Source organism: Ichthyobacterium seriolicida (genome assembly GCF_002369955.1).
GTDB lineage: Bacteria > Bacteroidota > Bacteroidia > Flavobacteriales > Ichthyobacteriaceae > Ichthyobacterium > Ichthyobacterium seriolicida.
This window is the reverse complement of record NZ_AP014564.1, coordinates 570807-585074: the sequence shown is the minus strand read 5'-3', so window position 1 is coordinate 585074 and position 14268 is coordinate 570807. Positions and strand designations below refer to the sequence as shown.

9 protein-coding genes and 2 tRNA genes are annotated in these 14268 nt (G+C 35.9%); 6 read left to right on the top strand and 5 right to left on the bottom strand.

The genetic code is table 11. The features are described 5' to 3' along the window. Nucleotides 1–27 precede the first annotated feature (27 nt). From JBKA6_RS02225 to recR, 5 genes are all read right to left on the bottom strand, one after another. Nucleotides 28–1569 (bottom strand): glycine--tRNA ligase, encoded by a 1542-nt coding sequence (locus JBKA6_RS02225; RefSeq protein WP_096685439.1) that lies wholly within the window; start codon nucleotides 1567–1569, stop codon nucleotides 28–30. A gap of 83 nt (nucleotides 1570–1652) precedes the next feature. Continuing rightward, nucleotides 1653–1726, bottom strand: a tRNA-Met gene (locus JBKA6_RS02220). 56 nt (nucleotides 1727–1782) lie between these two features. Then, a complete protein-coding gene (locus JBKA6_RS02215) occupies nucleotides 1783–2769 on the bottom strand; it encodes an OmpA family protein (RefSeq protein WP_096685437.1) in 987 nt (328 codons plus the stop codon). 278 nt (nucleotides 2770–3047) lie between these two features. After that, entirely contained in the window at nucleotides 3048–5987 is a 2940-nt protein-coding gene (locus tag JBKA6_RS02210) for a hypothetical protein (RefSeq protein ID WP_096685434.1), read from the bottom strand. Nucleotides 5988–6209: 222 nt separating this feature from the next. Further along, nucleotides 6210–6815: a recombination mediator RecR gene (recR, locus tag JBKA6_RS02205; RefSeq protein ID WP_096685432.1), complete on the bottom strand. Its 606-nt coding sequence runs from the start codon at nucleotides 6813–6815 to the stop codon at nucleotides 6210–6212. Between the two features lie 476 nt (nucleotides 6816–7291). On the opposite strand from recR, the gene JBKA6_RS02200 reads away from it, so the two are divergent. The 6 genes from JBKA6_RS02200 to JBKA6_RS02175 all read left to right on the top strand — a co-directional run bounded on the left by JBKA6_RS02200 (nucleotide 7292) and on the right by JBKA6_RS02175 (nucleotide 14214). Then, nucleotides 7292–7362: transfer RNA gene (locus JBKA6_RS02200), tRNA-Cys, on the top strand. Between the two features lie 182 nt (nucleotides 7363–7544). Further along, nucleotides 7545–8186, top strand: a complete 642-nt coding sequence (locus JBKA6_RS02195) for a succinate dehydrogenase cytochrome b subunit (RefSeq protein ID WP_096685430.1) — start codon at nucleotides 7545–7547, stop codon at nucleotides 8184–8186. Between the two features lie 21 nt (nucleotides 8187–8207). Continuing rightward, entirely contained in the window at nucleotides 8208–10214 is a 2007-nt protein-coding gene (locus JBKA6_RS02190; RefSeq protein WP_096685427.1) for a fumarate reductase/succinate dehydrogenase flavoprotein subunit, read from the top strand. 21 nt (nucleotides 10215–10235) lie between these two features. Continuing rightward, on the top strand, nucleotides 10236–10991 hold the full coding sequence (locus JBKA6_RS02185) for a succinate dehydrogenase/fumarate reductase iron-sulfur subunit (protein WP_096685425.1): 756 nt from the start codon (nucleotides 10236–10238) through the stop codon (nucleotides 10989–10991). A gap of 148 nt (nucleotides 10992–11139) precedes the next feature. Further along, nucleotides 11140–13407 (top strand): aconitate hydratase, encoded by a 2268-nt coding sequence (locus JBKA6_RS02180; protein ID WP_096687339.1) that lies wholly within the window; start codon nucleotides 11140–11142, stop codon nucleotides 13405–13407. Between the two features lie 384 nt (nucleotides 13408–13791). Beyond that, entirely contained in the window at nucleotides 13792–14214 is a 423-nt protein-coding gene (locus JBKA6_RS02175; protein ID WP_096685423.1) for a deoxycytidylate deaminase, read from the top strand. The last annotated feature ends 54 nt before the right edge of the window (nucleotides 14215–14268 follow it).

Here is a 14268-nt window from a genome sequence, read left to right as displayed (position 1 = left end):
TAAAAGTCATGAACTAATTCTACAATATCATATTTTCTTTAAAATATTTGTCATATCGACCTCTTCATATATCAACTTATGTAGATTATCAGTACTTACTCTTTGTTGTTTCATGCTATCTCTGAATCTTAGAGTTACAGAGTCATCTTCTAAAGAATCGTGGTCTACAGTTATGCATAAAGGTGTCCCTTGAGCATCTTGCCTTCTGTATCTCTTACCTATAGAGTCTTTTTCGTCGTATGTGACATTAAAATGTAATTTCAGATCTTTTGCAATCTTAGTTGCCATCTCACGTAATTCACTAGACTTTACTAAAGGCAATATGGCTACTTTTATAGGCGCTATGACCTTAGGCAAGGATAATACCGTTCTAGTCGAATTGTCCTCCAAGTGTTCTGTTTTAAGTGAATTTGAAAATACCGCTAAGAACATCCTGTCTAATCCTATGGAAGTCTCTATGACAAATGGGGTATAGCTCTCTTCAGTTTTAGAGTCGAAGTATTTTATTTTTTTTCCAGAATATCTCTCATGGGCCATAAGATCAAAATTAGTCCTAGAGTGTATTCCTTCCAATTCTTTTGTTCCAAAAGGGAATTTAAACTCTATATCTACGGCCATATTAGAGTAATGAGCCAACTTTTTATGCTCGTGAAACCTGTAATTATTTGGATCTATTCCCAAGGCAGTATGCCATTTTAATCTCTTTTCTTTCCAATATTCAAACCATTTCTCACATTGGTCTGGATGAATAAAAAATTGCATTTCCATCTGTTCAAATTCACGCATTCTGAATATGAATTGTCTAGCTACAATCTCATTTCTAAAGGCTTTACCAACCTGAGCGATCCCAAAAGGGATTTTCATTCTTCCAGTTTTTTGCACATTGAGAAAATTTACAAATATCCCTTGAGCAGTTTCTGGTCTGAGATATAAATCTGTAGCTCCTTCTGTGATAGAACCCAATGCCGTTTTAAACATTAGATTAAATTGCCTTACGTCTGTCCAATTTTTAGTTCCAGATATAGGACAAGATATTCCCAACTCTTCTATAAGTAGTTTTATATCATTTAAGTCTTCTTTCTCTAAAGATTTGGACATTCTGTTTAAAATGTCTTCTTTGTCTTTCTCATATCTGAGAACATTGGGATTATTATTGATAAAATGGGATCTATCGAAATCTTCACCTAGTTTTTTACTAGCTTTTGATATTTCTTTTTCTATTTTGGAATTTATTTTTTCTACATAATCCTCTATCAACACATCGGCTCTATATCTCTTTTTAGAATCTCTGTTGTCTATTAAGGGATCGTTAAAAGCTTCTGTGTGACCCGAAGCTTCCCAAGTAGTTGGATTCATAAATATGGCAGAATCTATTCCGACTATATTTTCGTGCATTTGCACCATAGACTTCCACCAATACTCTACTATATTTTTTTTTAACTCTACTCCGTTTTGTCCATAATCATAAACGGCATTTAGCCCATCATATATTTCACTAGAAGGAAAAATGTATCCGTACTCCTTAGCATGAGATATTATCGCTTTTAGATCATTATCAGCGTTTTTCATATTTTTTTAATTCAAAAAGGTGTAGTTGTAATACGGTATACAGAAAAGTATACTCTGTTTAGTTCTACTCTAAACTTATAGAGTAGCGTGGGAGGGGCTTGAACCCTCGACCTCCGGATTATGAATCCGACGCTCTAACCGGCTGAGCTACCACGCCTTAGTTTCAGGTGCGAAATTATTAAAATAAAAGAGTAATACACTCAATTATATCAATTAAAAATTATCTAAAATATCCTCCAGTTTAGACATATCTGGAGTTAAGATAATCTCTATACGTCTGTTCTTAGCTCTGTTTTCCAAAGACTTGTTCTCCACTAGAGGCAAGTACTTTCCTCTACCAGCTGCTGAAACTTTACTTGGAGATATTTTTGAGTTTTTCAAAAGAGATCTAATAAAAGAAGTAGCCCTCATTACTGAGAGATCCCAATTATCTTTTATCAAATCACTTTCACTCTGTCTGTAGGGAACATCATCAGTGTGCCCTTCTACTACTATTTCTATATTTGGATTTTCTGATAAAACTTCAGCTAAATTAGATATAGCTACCTCTCCAGCACTGTCTATATCTGAACTTCCAGATTTAAACAATAATTTGTTTTCCATAGAAATATAGACCCTTCCGTTTCTCTCCTCTACACTGAGTCCCTTATTTTCAAAAAAAGATAGAGCTCCAGAAACAGCTTTTTTTAGTTTGGTAACAGCAGCTTCTTTTTCCTTTATTTTTCTTTCCAACTCATCTACCTTACTGTCACGATCTTTGAGTTTAAATCTCAATTGCTTGATATCTTCCTTTTCTTTAGATAGAGAAGCTTCCTTGTCGTTAAGGCTGAGTTGTAACTTTTCTAGCTCCGACAGGAGTCTCTTAGTCTTTTTGGTGTCTTGATCCAAAAGAGACTTATTATTATCAAAAAGCAGATTATAAGATTGCTGTAATTTATTTTTACTATTCTTTAGTAGAGATAATTCGTTTTTTAGTCTTTCCCCTTCTATTTTTTCGTTTTCATACTTTTTTTTGAGATCTCCTAATTTATGAGTCAGTTCCATCTTATGATCTAAGAGGTTGTTGTTTTCCTCTAAAAGCATTCTGTTTTCTTTTTCGGAAGACTTGTGTTTGCTCTTAAGACTTTCGTATATTCCAGAAGACACACATCCCTCCAATGTAATAATGCATATTAACACAATTACCCCTCTCTTTGCCATATCTAATATTTAAGTTGTAAGATTATTTTATCTAAGTAGTTGTCCTTTTTCCCTAGATAAGGAGGCCAAAGGTATTTATTATTTATTTTTTAACAGGATGTTTTTTTTGTCTGATGAAACCATTCTGTATAAATCTGAATTCTATCAATATTATAGTCAAAAATTAAACAGTTAGATCATAACAATTACAACCTTTAGCTTAAATAAAAACCCGTTACAGTTTTTTACTGTAATGGGTTTTTAAAGTTTTTTCTAGTTTAGAAGTCTATTTTGTTTAACTATGCAGCAGCTTTAGTGACAGCATCAGCAGCTTTTTTGGCTGCTTCAAAGGCAGCCTCAGAAGCAGTCTGAGCTTCATTAGCCTTTTTAAGAGCCTCATCAGCAGCAGTGTAAGCTTTATCAGCAGCTGACTTAGCGGCATCAGCAGCACTTTTAGCATTATTAGCAGCTTGAACAGCTGCGTCAGCTTTTTCAGTAGCACTTTTAGTAGCATCAGCAGAAGCAGGGTTAATGGCCTCAATAGCACCCTTAGCCTCATCAATGGCAGTTTTAGCAGCTTCAGCAGCTTGCTTAGCTTCATTAGCTTTATCAACAGCAGTTTGAGCAGCAGTCTGAGCTAATCCAGCTTTCTGAGCAGCTTCCTGAGCTTTCTCAGCAGCTTCCTTAGCGGCATCAACAGCAGCCTGAGCCTCAGTAGCCGTATTTACGGCTGCTTCAGCCTTTTGAAGAGCAGTCTGAGCAGCAATGTGAGCAGTATCAGCTAAATTCTTAGCAGTCTGAGCGGCAGACTGAGCTGCATCAGCTAGATTCTTAGCATTTTCAGCAGCAGTCTGAGCAGTAGTAGCTTTACCCAAAGCATCAGTGGCCTTGGTCTTAGCAGCTTCAGTATCTCCACTTATAGCAGAAGCTAAAGATTCAACAGCACCCTTAACTGCTTCAGCAGCAGCTTGAACTTTTTTCGACTCTTCAGCAGAAGATTGAGCAGCAGATTGAACTTTTTTGGACTCTTCAACAGAAGCTTCAGCAGCTTCCTTAGAAGCCTGAGCCGTAGCCTGAGCAACAGCTAAAAGAACCTTTTTAAGAGCAGCCTCAGCAGCAGCTTTAGCGGTTTCAGCTTTAGTTTTAGCAGCTTCAGCTTCTTCTTTAGCAGCCTCAGCTTCTTTTTGAGCAGCAACAGCCTTAGCAGCTTCATCAACGGCGGTCTTAGCATATCCAATAGCTTCAGCAGTATTAGCTTCTCCAGCCTTAGCAAGAGCAGCCTCAGCAGCAGTTTTAGCCGCATTAGCATTATCAGCAGCGGTTTTAGCTTCTCCAGCCTTAGTAGCTGCATTATCAGCAGCAGTCTTAGCTTTTGCAGCTTCAGAAGTAGCGGTAGCAACAGCAGTCTTAAGAGTAGTGTCAGTTATAGAGGCAGCTAAGGCTTTAGCCTTAGTAGCGGCCCCTTCAGCTGTTTTCTGGGCTTCTCCAGCCTCAGTAGAAGCGGTTTGAGCAGCAGTGTTAGCTTTTCCAGCTTCAGCAAAAGCGGTTTGAGCTTCTTGAGCTTTAGCGGCAGCAATCTCAGCAGCTTTCTGAGAAATAACTTTAACAGCCTCATCAGCTACTCTGCTAGCCTCATCAGCAGTAGACTCAGCGGCAGTAGCAATTTGAACAGCTTCGTTAGCCTTAGAAACTGCCTCATTTGCGGTCTGAGCAGCAGTATTAGTTTCTCCAGATTTAGCAGTAATAGCCTCAACAGCGCTCTTAGCAGCTTCAGCTTCTCTTTTAGCAGTCTCAGCAGCAGTCTTAGCAGCTTGAGCTTCTCCTTTAGCAGTCTCAGCATCTTGCTTAGCTTTTTCAGCAGCTTCAAGAATAGCAGATAGAGGATTAACATCTACATTGATAGCAACGCTATTTTTAGCTTCTGTAGCTTTCTGAGAAGCAGCATCAGCATCAGATTTAGCTTTATTAGCTTTTTGCTTAGCAGTATTAGCAGCAGCTAAGGCATCAGTAGCAGCTTTTTGAGCAGCAGTAACTTTCGAACTCTCAGCACCTTGCTTAGCTTTTTCAGCTAGATCCTTAGCGGCATCAGCATCTTGCTTGGCTTTTTCAGCTTTAGTAGTAGCTTCAGTAGTCTTTTCTTTAAGATCACTAATGCTGGCTGTTTCAGCACTGTTAGCAGTAGTTTCAGCCTTTCTAACTACTTCATCAGCATTAGAAATAGCAGTGTCAGCAGAAGTCTCAGCATTTTCAGCAATTGCTTTAGCAGTCTGATCACTGGCCGCAATAGCAGTAGCTTTAGCTGCAGCAGCAGTAGCTTTAGCTTCAGTAGCGGTTTCCTTAGCTTCCTCAGCTTTAGTTTTAGCTTCAGTGATAGAAGATTTAAGTTCTTCTCTAACTTTTGCATCAGACTTTTTATAAATGATTGCTTTATAATTTTTTACAAAAGTTTCTCCCTCTATCTCATATGTAATTGGAATAATAGATTCATAAGTATTTAGATCATCTCCATTTTCTCCCTTCTTCTTAAAAGAAACCCTAGTTGGAATAGTTGGAGAAGGGATTTTATTATAAATATCTTCACCCTCTTCCGTAGTTATTCGAGTTAAACTCACTTTTATACCCAATGTAATACCATCTTCAACAATGTCATTTTTTAGATTTGGACCTTCTAAAGAACCAAATGTTATTGTTTGATTTAAATTATCAACAGTTGGAATAGCATCAGTTAAAAGTTTATCATTATTACTTTCAACAGTAATTGAAGTTTCAGCAGAATCAACACCATCGGGAGCCCTAACCGCTATAACTCTGTATTTTTTAATCGACTGATCTTCATCAGACTTAACCGTGTACTCTATTCCTGATTGAGATAAATCAAAAACGCCTTCAACCATACTAATATTACCTAACTGCTGAGGAGAACCACTCTCAGGACTTATAGTAGTATTTTCAGATGTTGTAATCGTAGGAGTAAATTCTTTAGTTTCAGATTTTACACCATTAGGCAATAGTAAAATATATACTTTTTGTCCATTGGATTCAACGACTTGAGCCTCTATATCATCAGCTCCTATTTTTTCTTCGTTATTAGATGGTTCTAGTTTAAAACTCTTTATCTCTTTAGGAATTGCACTTTCAAGATTCTCATCTTCAGGAATTACTTTATTCTTCTCACACGAAACAATAAGAAGAAAGGACGATAGAAATAACAATACCTCTTTTAGATTATTTTTTTTCATAATTCAATAATTAATACGTTAAACTTCAACAATTGAAATCTCAATGACTTCAACACAGCAAAGGGATCATATGTAATATCCATAAAATCCCCTTTAGCCTACTAATGTAGTTTTAATATCCTACTAATGATTGAATTATTTTTCTGAAAAATCAATAATCCATATTCTAAGGTGAGTTCACAAACTGTCCTACGAAATAATTTAAAATAACCGAAATTAGATCTATAGACAATACGGCACTCTCTCCTGAATAGATCGAGCTAAGGTGTGTTCATCTGTGTATTCTAGTTCATCGCCAACGGAGATTCCCCTGGCTATTACAGTAATATTTACAGAGGCCTCTTTTATCTTTTTGTATATGTAAAAAGATGTAGTATCTCCCTCTACAGTACTGCTGATAGCAAATATTACTTCCTTTATAGTTCCAGATTTAACTTTTTTTTCTAAACTATCTATTTTTAGATCTTCTGCATTTATCCCATCCATAGGTGAAATCTTCCCTCCTAAAACGTGATATACCCCCAAGAACTGTTCTGTCGATTCTATGGCTATCACATCTCTTATATCTTCAACTACACAGACTACAGATTTATCCCTGTCAGGATTTTTGCATATTAGACATATCTCTGTGTCTGAAATATTATGACAGTATTTGCAATAATTTATATTCTCTACTAATTTTTCTATGGATGATGATATTCCTAATCCTAACTCTTTAGGATTACGAAGTAGATGTAATACTAATCTAGTGGCCGTTTTACTTCCTATTCCAGGCAATAAACTTATTTTATTCACAGCGTCTTCCAATAACTTAGATGAAAGGTTCATATTAAATAAAACGTATTGATAAAAGATGTAAACGCACAAATTTAGCTTCTCTTTTTAATAATCTGAGATCAATTAATATTTGTGTAATAAAAAACACTTTAACCCCTGCCCCCCTTTAAATAATCAAATCTAAAGAGAATCCTATCTGTAATTATTTGTCAACGTATAGATATCCACAGAGATACTTATTAAACTTTTGATATTTTTTTTAACGAATTCATTGAGTAATTTTGAATATTCTAGCAATATTTTGCAATCAGAACGTACTAAATTTTAGTATGAAAAATCTGATTGACAGGGATACAACTTACTCTAAACCCTATTTATTTTTAATAATATATTAACCAGACTCTATTTTAGACATAGTTAAACAAAATCAAATAGTGATTTGATAGTAATCAAAAATTATATTTCAATCGTAGTTAAAGAGTTCTATTTTATTTGTAATTTTGCAAGCACATTTTGTGCAAATCATTGGTTCCGTGGTCGAGTGGTTAGGCAGTGGTCTGCAAAACCATGTACAGCGGTTCGAATCCGCTCGGAACCTCTTTTTTATTTCCTTTTTAAAAATATCTAAACTCATCCCGTTATTTATAAGGAGTATAAATTACACCTTGTGCGCTTGAAGGATATTCTTTTTGATTACATTCGCGCCTCTGATTCTCTTTTGTTTGTAAAGCGAAATGAGTTGTTATTCCCAAGTTTTGAATTAGGGTTCTAGATAGAATTATGATATATAAATTTTTGAATTCTTCGATTGGAAGAAAGATTCTGATGTCTTTGACAGGTTTTTTTCTAATAGTATTTCTCCTTACACATTTACTAGTAAATCTCAGTTTGTTCCTAGGAGAAGAAGCCTTTAATGCAGCCTGTCATTTTATGTCTACAAACCCTGTCATTCAGCTTATGCAATATGTGTTGGCATCTGGATTTATCATTCATATTATTTTGGGAATTGTCTTAACTATAAGAAATAATTGGTCTAAGCCTATAAGATATGGATATAATCCATATTTTAAGAATTACTCTTGGAGTTCTAGAAATATGTTGTTTACGGGTTTGACCGTTATGTTATTTATTATGATACATATGAAGGATTATTTCTATCCCATGAAATTTGGGAAGATGAATGGCATGACAGATTATGAGTTAGTAGTTTCTCTATTTAAGAATCCAGTATATGTGCTCATATATGTTACTGCATTTGTAATGTTAGGTCTGCATTTGAATCATGGCTTCCAATCTGCATTTCAATCTGTGGGATTAAACCATAAAAAATATACTCCTGTTCTAAAATTTTTAGGTAAAGTGTACAGTATTTTTATAACACTGGGTTTTTCTTCTATTTCAATTTATTTTTTTTTCAATTAAATTTAACTGTAAATAGTTATTATGAATAAAATAGACTCCAAAATACCTGAAGGCCCTATAGACAGCAAATGGACTAGATACAAAGACAAAATAAATCTGGTAAACCCCGCAAACAAGAGGTCTATGGATGTCATTGTTGTGGGCACTGGTTTGGCAGGTGGTTCAGCAGCCGCTTCTTTGGCTGAGATGGGTTATAATGTCAAAGCCTTTTGTTTCCAAGATTCTCCTAGAAGGGCTCATTCCATAGCAGCTCAAGGAGGTATAAATGCTGCTAAAAATTATCAGAATGATGGAGATTCAGTATATAGACTATTTTACGACACTATAAAAGGAGGAGATTACAGATCTAGAGAAGCTAACGTTTATCGTTTGGCAGAGGTATCAGCATCGATAATAGATCAATGTGTGGCTCAGGGAGTTCCCTTTGCTAGGGATTATGGAGGCTTATTAGATAATCGTTCTTTTGGTGGTGTACAGGTATCTAGGACTTTCTACGCTAGGGGTCAAACTGGGCAACAGCTCTTATTAGGTTGTTATTCAGCTATGTCTAGACAGATAGGCAAGGGAAAAATAGAGATGTACAATAGGCATGAGATGTTAGATCTAGTTATCGTAGATGGTAAGGCTAGAGGCATAATAGCTAGAAATTTAATTACAGGACAGATTGAAAGACATTCTTCACACGCTGTGGTAATAGCATCTGGAGGTTATGGCAACGTTTTTTTTCTCTCTACCAATGCTATGGGGTCCAACGCTTCTGCAGCTTGGAAGGCTCATAAGAAAGGAGCTTATTTTGCAAATCCTTGTTTCACCCAAATACATCCTACTTGTATACCCGTATCGGGAGATCATCAATCTAAATTGACTTTGATGTCAGAATCTCTTAGGAATGACGGCAGAGTATGGGTTCCTAAACACCAAGAAGATGCTAAGAAAATAAGGGAGGGTACCCTAAGACCTAATGATATATCTGAAGAGGATCGAGATTATTATTTAGAGAGGAGGTATCCAGCTTTTGGTAATCTGGTTCCACGAGATGTAGCCTCTAGAGCAGCAAAAGAACGTTGCGATAAAGGCTATGGAGTAAATGCTACTGGGGAGGCTGTTTATTTAGATTTTGCCTTTGCCATAGAGCGTTATGGAGAGATAGACGCTAGGACTAAGGGAATAAAAAATCCTTCTAAGGATAAAATAATAGAACTTGGCAGAAGTGTTGTTAAGGCCAAATACGGGAACTTATTTCAGATGTACGAAAAAATAGTAGACGAGGATCCTTATGAGACTCCTATGATGATATATCCAGCAGTACACTACACTATGGGGGGACTTTGGGTAGACTATAATCTCATGTCTACCATCCCTGGATGTTTTGTTTTGGGAGAGGCTAATTTTTCAGATCACGGAGCCAATAGACTGGGTGCATCTGCGCTGATGCAGGGTTTAGCAGATGGGTATTTTGTGATTCCTTATACCATAGGTCACTATTTAGCTGATGATATCCGTACGGGGAAAATTCCTACAGATAGTCCAGAGTTTGATGCTGCAGAGAAAGAGGTAAGAGATTCTATAGATAGGTTAATAAACAATAATGGATCTAATACAGTAGACTACTTTCATAAAAAACTAGGAAAAATAATGTGGGATTATGTGGGCATGTCTAGGAATGAACAAGGTCTTAAAAAAGCTATAGAAAGCATAAAAATTTTGAAAGAAGATTACGCTAAAAACGTTAGAGTTCCAGGCAGTGCATATGGATTGAATCAAGAGTTAGAAAAGGCCTTAAGGGTGAATGATTTTATGGAATTGGGACAACTCATGGCTATGGATGCTCTTCATAGGGAAGAATCTTGTGGAGGTCATTTCAGGGAAGAGGCTCAGACAAAAGATGGAGAAGCTTTGAGAAAAGATGAGGAATTTGCATTTGTCTCGGCTTGGGAATACACAGGTGAGAATATCAGTGATGAAAAACTAAACAAAGAAAAACTGAATTACGAATTTGTGGAGTTGAAACAGAGGAGTTACAAATAATTCATTTCTAAGAATGAGACTATGAATTTAACATTAAAAATATGGAGGCAGAAAGACGCTGAGGATAAAGGCAGGTCTGTCGATTACAATATGCCTGATGTATCTCCAGAGATGTCTTTTCTAGAGATGTTAGATGTACTAAATGAAGAATTAGTAAACAAAGGCGATGATCCAATAGCTTTTGATCACGATTGTAGAGAGGGAATATGTGGAGCTTGTTCTCTGTATATAAATGGGAGACCACATGGTCCTGATGAGCTTATCACCACCTGTCAATTGCATATGAGGAGATTCAAAGATGGTGACGTCATATATATAGAACCTTGGAGGGCTAGAGCTTTCCCTGTGGTAAAAGATTTAGTAGTAGACAGGACAGCTTTTGATAGGATTATGGCATCTGGTGGTTTTATTTCGGTCAACACTTCTGGTAATACTTCAGATGCCAACGCCATACCTATTCCTAAGAGCGATGCGGACAAGGCCTTTGATGCTGCTACTTGTATAGGGTGTGGAGCTTGTGTAGCTACCTGTAAGAACTCTTCTGCTATGTTGTATGTGTCGGCTAAAGTGTCTCAATTTTCTCTTTTACCTCAGGGTAAGGTAGAAGCTAAGCAAAGGGTATTAAAAATGGTTGAGAAGATGGATTTAGAAGGATTTGGGAACTGTACTAATACTGGATCTTGTGAGATTGAATGTCCAAAGGGAATATCTCTAGAAAATATAGCTATAATGAATAGGGAGTACTTAAAGCACTTTATTTCTTCTGAGGAAGATTAAATTTGATTATAGAGTTTTAATTTACGGAGTCTAGAGGAAGATTAAATTTGATTATAGAGTTTTAATTTACGGAGTCTAAGGGTTTGTTTAATGTTTTACTAACTTTGTGATTGGTAATCTCGCGAATTAATATTATTATTTGATAACTATGGTTTTTGATTTAGATGTTATAAAAGCTCTTTATTCTCTATATCCTGAGAGGGTGAAAATGGCTAGGGAATTATTAGGTAGACCTCTTACTTTATCTGAAAAGATATTGTACACGCACTTATGGGAAGGATTGCCACTAAAAGATTATGAAAGGGGAAAAGATTATGTAGATTTCAAACCAGATAGGATAGCTTGTCAGGATGCTACTGCGCAGATGGCTCTTTTGCAATTTATGCAAGCTGGGAAGAAAAGAGTAGCAGTGCCAACTACTGTTCATTGCGATCATTTAATACAGGCCAAACAAGGGGCTAAAGAAGATTTATTGGCAGCTAACGAGTCTTCTCAAGAGGTATTTGATTTTCTAGCGTCTATATCTAACAAATACGGAATAGGCTTTTGGAAACCTGGATCTGGAATCATACATCAAGTAGTACTAGAGAATTACGCTTTCCCTGGGGGGATGATGATAGGAACGGATTCTCATACTGTAAATGCAGGTGGATTGGGAATGGTAGCAATAGGTGTAGGAGGTGCAGATGCTGTAGATGTAATGGCAGATATGCCTTGGGAATTAAAATTTCCTAAGCTGATAGGAATTAAGCTCATAGGAGAATTAAGTGGATGGACTTCGGCTAAAGATGTAATACTTAAAGTATCTGGCATTCTGACTGTTAAAGGAGGAACTGGGGCTATAGTTGAATATTTTGGTGAGGGTGCCGAGAATATATCTTGTACTGGTAAAGGTACAATATGTAATATGGGAGCTGAAATTGGAGCTACTACCTCTACTTTTGGCTATGACGACTCTATGAGGAGGTATCTAAACTCTACGGGAAGAAAAGAGGTTTCTGCCCTAGCAGATCAGATATCCGAACATTTAACAGGTGATAGGGAAGTATACGAAAATCCAGAAAAGTATTTTGATAGGGTTATAGAGATAAACCTATCTGAATTAGAACCACATTTAAATGGTCCTTTTACTCCTGATAGAGCTACTCCTATTTCAAAGATGAAGAAAGAAGCCTTGGATAACGATTGGTCTTTAGATGTTGAATACGGTCTTATAGGTTCTTGTACTAATTCTTCTTATGAAGATATTTCTAGAGCAGCTTCTATAGTTCAACAGGCTATAGATAAAAAGTTAAAGATGAAATCGAAACTTGGCATAAATCCAGGCTCTGAACAAGTTAGACATACTATAGAGAAGGAGGGATATATCGATACGTTTAAGGAATTAGACGCTATAATATTTGCCAATGCGTGTGGTCCTTGTATTGGGCAGTGGGACAGATCTCAAAAAGATAAGGAGAGAAAAAATACAATAGTTCATTCATTCAATAGAAATTTTGCCAAGAGGAACGATGGTAATCCTAACACTTATGCTTTTGTTGGATCTCCAGAGATGGTAGCGGCTTTAGCTATATCTGGGAGATTAGATTTCAATCCTATAAAAGATACTCTTATCAACGATGATGGTGATGTAGTTAAATTAGATCTCCCAACTGGATTGGAGCTTCCTCCAAATGGTTTTTCTGTAGAAGATCCAGGATATCAAGAACCAGTAAAAGACGGATCTAATGTGGAAGTGGTTGTTTCAAAGACTTCTGACAGGTTACAGATTTTATCTCCTTTTGATGAGTGGGATGGGGAGAACATCTTTGGACTTAGACTGTTAATAAAGGCAAAGGGCAAATGTACTACCGATCATATTTCTATGGCTGGTCCATGGTTGAAGTATAGGGGGCATTTGGATAATATATCTAATAACTGTCTTATAGGTGCTGTGAATTTTTTCAATGATAAGACCAATGAAGTAAAAAACCAGTTAAATGGCGAGTTTGGAGAGGTTCCTAGTGTTCAGAGATATTACAAATCGAATAATGTAAAAACCATAGTAGTTGGAGATCACAATTATGGAGAGGGTTCTTCAAGAGAACACGCCGCTATGGAACCTAGGCATTTAGGTATAGTAGCTGTGCTAGTAAAATCTTTTGCAAGAATACACGAGACTAATTTAAAAAAACAGGGTATGTTGGCTCTCACTTTTGAAAATGAGAGTGATTACGATTTAATACAGGAAGATGATATATTTGATCTTATTGATTTAAAGAGTATTTCTCCAAATAAATCTATAACTCTAAGGGTAAAACACAGTGATAGTAGTGTTGATGACATTATATGTAAGCATACTTATAACGAGAATCAAATTGAATGGTTTAAGGCGGGTTCAGCTCTTAATTTGATAAGAAAAAATAATGAAGGCTAGGTTTTATGCCTTTTTTTTATTCTTTTTTTTATTCCTTTTATTTATATTTAATACTTACTTTCGTGGCATGTATTTTATGAATTGCCAAAACAGTGAAAATTAAGTTCGAATACTATAGGAGCTTTTGCAATCTTTTTGTGTTGAGTGAACGCAGTTATACGGTTGCATTAAAGCAGTTTTTATATTATTCCGATCGGGAAAAAAAATAATTAGGTATGATCTTTGGATCATACCTTTTTTTTGTGTCTCAATTTAAACTTAAGTGTTTATTTTTTTGAGGTCTTATTTTGAAATAATTATAAAAAAAAGGGAATAGTTAATATATAATTTATGCGATGGATTATATTTTTTTGGGGGATTCTAGTTTAATTTTTAGTAGGGTTCATGATAAGTGAAAAACAGTTAAAATACGACAAGGCTTATTTACGTATAGCTATGGAGTGGGCAAAATTATCTCACTGTAAAAGGAGGCAGGTAGGTGCGATTATAGTAAAGGATAAAACTATTATTTCAGACGGTTATAATGGAACCCCTTTTGGATTTGAAAATGATTGTGAAGACAGTGAAGGATACACAAAATGGTACGTATTGCATGCAGAGGCTAATGCTATTTCAAAGGTAGCTTCCTCTTCCCAATCTTGCAAAGGAGCTACACTTTATATAACTCTTTGTCCTTGCAGGGAGTGCAGCAAACTCATATTACAAGCGAATATAAAAAGAGTGGTATTTTATAATAAATATAAAGACTACTCTGGAGTAGAGTTTTTAGAAAAATCAGGTGTATTAGTTTCAGAAATAAGCGTATGATTCAATTATTGTTATGTCATTTTTTATAAACAGAGTTAATTTTAAAATATAATT

Coding starts and splice junctions, on each gene's coding strand:
- JBKA6_RS02215 (WP_096685437.1), bottom strand. CDS start 2,769: ATGGCAAAGAGAGGGGTAATTGTGTTAATATGCATTATTACATTGGAG.
- JBKA6_RS02225 (WP_096685439.1), bottom strand. CDS start 1,569: ATGAAAAACGCTGATAATGATCTAAAAGCGATAATATCTCATGCTAAG.
- JBKA6_RS02190 (WP_096685427.1), top strand. CDS start 8,208: ATGAATAAAATAGACTCCAAAATACCTGAAGGCCCTATAGACAGCAAA.
- recR (WP_096685432.1), bottom strand. CDS start 6,815: ATGAACCTTTCATCTAAGTTATTGGAAGACGCTGTGAATAAAATAAGT.
- JBKA6_RS02210 (WP_096685434.1), bottom strand. CDS start 5,987: ATGAAAAAAAATAATCTAAAAGAGGTATTGTTATTTCTATCGTCCTTT.
- JBKA6_RS02175 (WP_096685423.1), top strand. CDS start 13,792: ATGATAAGTGAAAAACAGTTAAAATACGACAAGGCTTATTTACGTATA.
- JBKA6_RS02195 (WP_096685430.1), top strand. CDS start 7,545: ATGATATATAAATTTTTGAATTCTTCGATTGGAAGAAAGATTCTGATG.
- JBKA6_RS02180 (WP_096687339.1), top strand. CDS start 11,140: ATGGTTTTTGATTTAGATGTTATAAAAGCTCTTTATTCTCTATATCCT.
- JBKA6_RS02185 (WP_096685425.1), top strand. CDS start 10,236: ATGAATTTAACATTAAAAATATGGAGGCAGAAAGACGCTGAGGATAAA.